Annotated in this window: 1 protein-coding gene; it reads left to right on the forward strand. The window is 42.9% G+C overall.

Annotated elements, in window-relative coordinates:
* Positions 1–472 precede the first annotated feature (472 nt).
* Positions 473–2,125 (forward strand): serpin family protein, encoded by a 1,653-nt coding sequence (locus KDK14_RS03035; protein WP_257263546.1) that lies wholly within the window; start codon positions 473–475, stop codon positions 2,123–2,125.
* Positions 2,126–2,225: the final 100 nt, after the last annotated feature.

A 2,225-nucleotide genomic window follows, 5' to 3' on the forward strand; every position in this document is an offset into this window, starting at 1 on the left:
ATACCAGTACTTTCTTTAGATACTCCACAGGTTAACAAAAATCCATAGTTACATGCACTCATTAAAACGCAGTTTGTCTACATATGTCTATGTTATTGCCTATAGTCGGGCTCCTCCCTTATGCTTAATCACAAGATGAGACCAGATGGTTCTCATACTACCAATCAAAAAACGATCAGGCCTGAGAAAACAGGCTATTTCAGAGCCAACACTGATTTTTACGGTCAATTCTTTTGATTAAAAACTGCGAAATCGAGTAAAACATACGTACAGTCAAATTATGATTGCCTGATGCGTTTTTGGACGAGAACCAGTTAAAACAGAAACTTGAAGATCTGAAGCATAAGGGAAAAAATTCATTTTTTTCGGAACTTTAAATCCCAAGAGGCTGTCTACTGATTCTGTCTGACCTTGGTCGACAAATATTGATTGATTTCAACCCTGATAACATCAGTATATTAGGAGCATTAAAATGATCAACCCAACCAGCTCACGCACAATAACACCAACTGTTTCTACACATGCACCGATTGAAACAACAACCTCCAACTGGCAAGAACTCCTGGAACGTGCTGAAAGCATAGTTACCGCATGTATTAATGACCTGGCTTTTAGAATATTAAATCTTGCCGGCGGGTCCAGCAATGTTACGTCCAGTACGAGCCTGTCCTCGTCACTGGGATTGTTGCTGGCAGCCATGCATAAAGACGATATGGCAAAGATCCTTGGCATACCTCCCGATGAACTGACACCTGAGCTTGTTTTGGCACTCCATGAGGTACTGGGGCGTTACGGCGTAGAGCATCTTTTCGATGGTAACAACAAGCAGATGGTTTCTGCATTGAGCTTCATAGCAACCAGTAGTTATCAGGACTTCGATGATGGACTTTTAGAAGTCCTGTCCAAGTATTATCATGCAGAGCTACTCCGCTCTGATGGAAATTTAAGCGTAGCTGATGTGACGGATGAATACGTCAAAAGCGCTACCGGGGGTTTAATTACTGATTTTCTGGGGAATCACCCCTATCGGAAAAATATCGACACCACCATGAACCATATTCTGTCATTTAAGGCAGAATGGAATAAACCGTTTGATAAGGAGAATACTGAATTTAAGCCATTTTTGTTCGCAGATGGGACCTCAACTAACGTTGAAACGATGAGTGCAACGGCTGATGATGTGCGTGTATTTGTTGACCTTAACCAGGTATTGGCTGCCATCGCTAAACCATTAAAGCCGGGGGATGAGCAACTTTACTTGGTGGCGATAGCACCGCTTCAACCTTCACCTGATGCCATTGGCAGCATTACAAGTACTGAGGTCATTGATCATATGATAAGTAGAGCAATTGAAAGTAAACCCGAAAAAGTTAGACTGACGCTCCCGGTGATGGATATAAACAGTACGAACAGCAATCTATTGGATCAGATTGGTTCTTTACGGGGAATACAAATAACGCCAGACCAATTAGAGAAAATAGGCGGAAGGTATACTGATCACGTCGAAACACGCCAAACAACCGTCTTCAAATTAAATGAGGAAGGTGCCGAAGGTTCAGTTGCTACTGCAACATCAAAGGCCACCAGACATATGTCTGACAAAAAAGATAAAACTTTTAATTTTAATTTTAATAGCCCCGGACTGGCTATTGTTGCCGATGAAAAAGGTAATCGTGTGCTTGAAGCAGCGGTTAAGGATCAAGAGTATCTGGTTCCTTCGGGTGAAGGAAGTATTGATAGCGCTTGGATACCCTCCAGACGATCCTCCACATCTTCCACATCCTCCACATCCTCCACATTCTCCATATCCGAGCAGTCTTTTGGCGACCTGCCAACAGAAGCCGAAGAGAGTCAATTACTAACGGCCTTACAAGAAAAATTCAACGGTACTCCTATCCAGAAAATCAAATGGGGTCGGGGTCCCGGCGAGCTTGAGATCGTGGTTGACACCTTGGAAAAAGCGCAAGAACTTCGCATAAAAATAAATGATTTTATGGGAAATAAATATTCTGCAAAAGTTGCAGACTTTTCCGATTCTAGTTTTGACCCCAGAATCAGTGTAAGTCTAGGGTTTAAGGAAAAAGATATTATAATAGGCAAGCTACTCCCGAAAAACGGGGAATAGCAAAGGCGCCGGGAGGCTGTCCGAGAATAGCGCCCGACTGGGCGTCTCCGTAGCGAGGACGACAGAAAATTGAGGATAAAAATTCGGTTTTGTGAGGTGA

Origin of the sequence: Endozoicomonas sp. ONNA2, assembly GCF_024606365.1 — a bacterium.
GTDB lineage: Bacteria > Pseudomonadota > Gammaproteobacteria > Pseudomonadales > Endozoicomonadaceae > Endozoicomonas.

What these genes read in the sequence shown, in the direction of transcription:
- KDK14_RS03035 (WP_257263546.1), top strand. Translation starts at nt 473, where the DNA reads ATGATCAACCCAACCAGCTCACGCACAATAACACCAACTGTTTCTACA.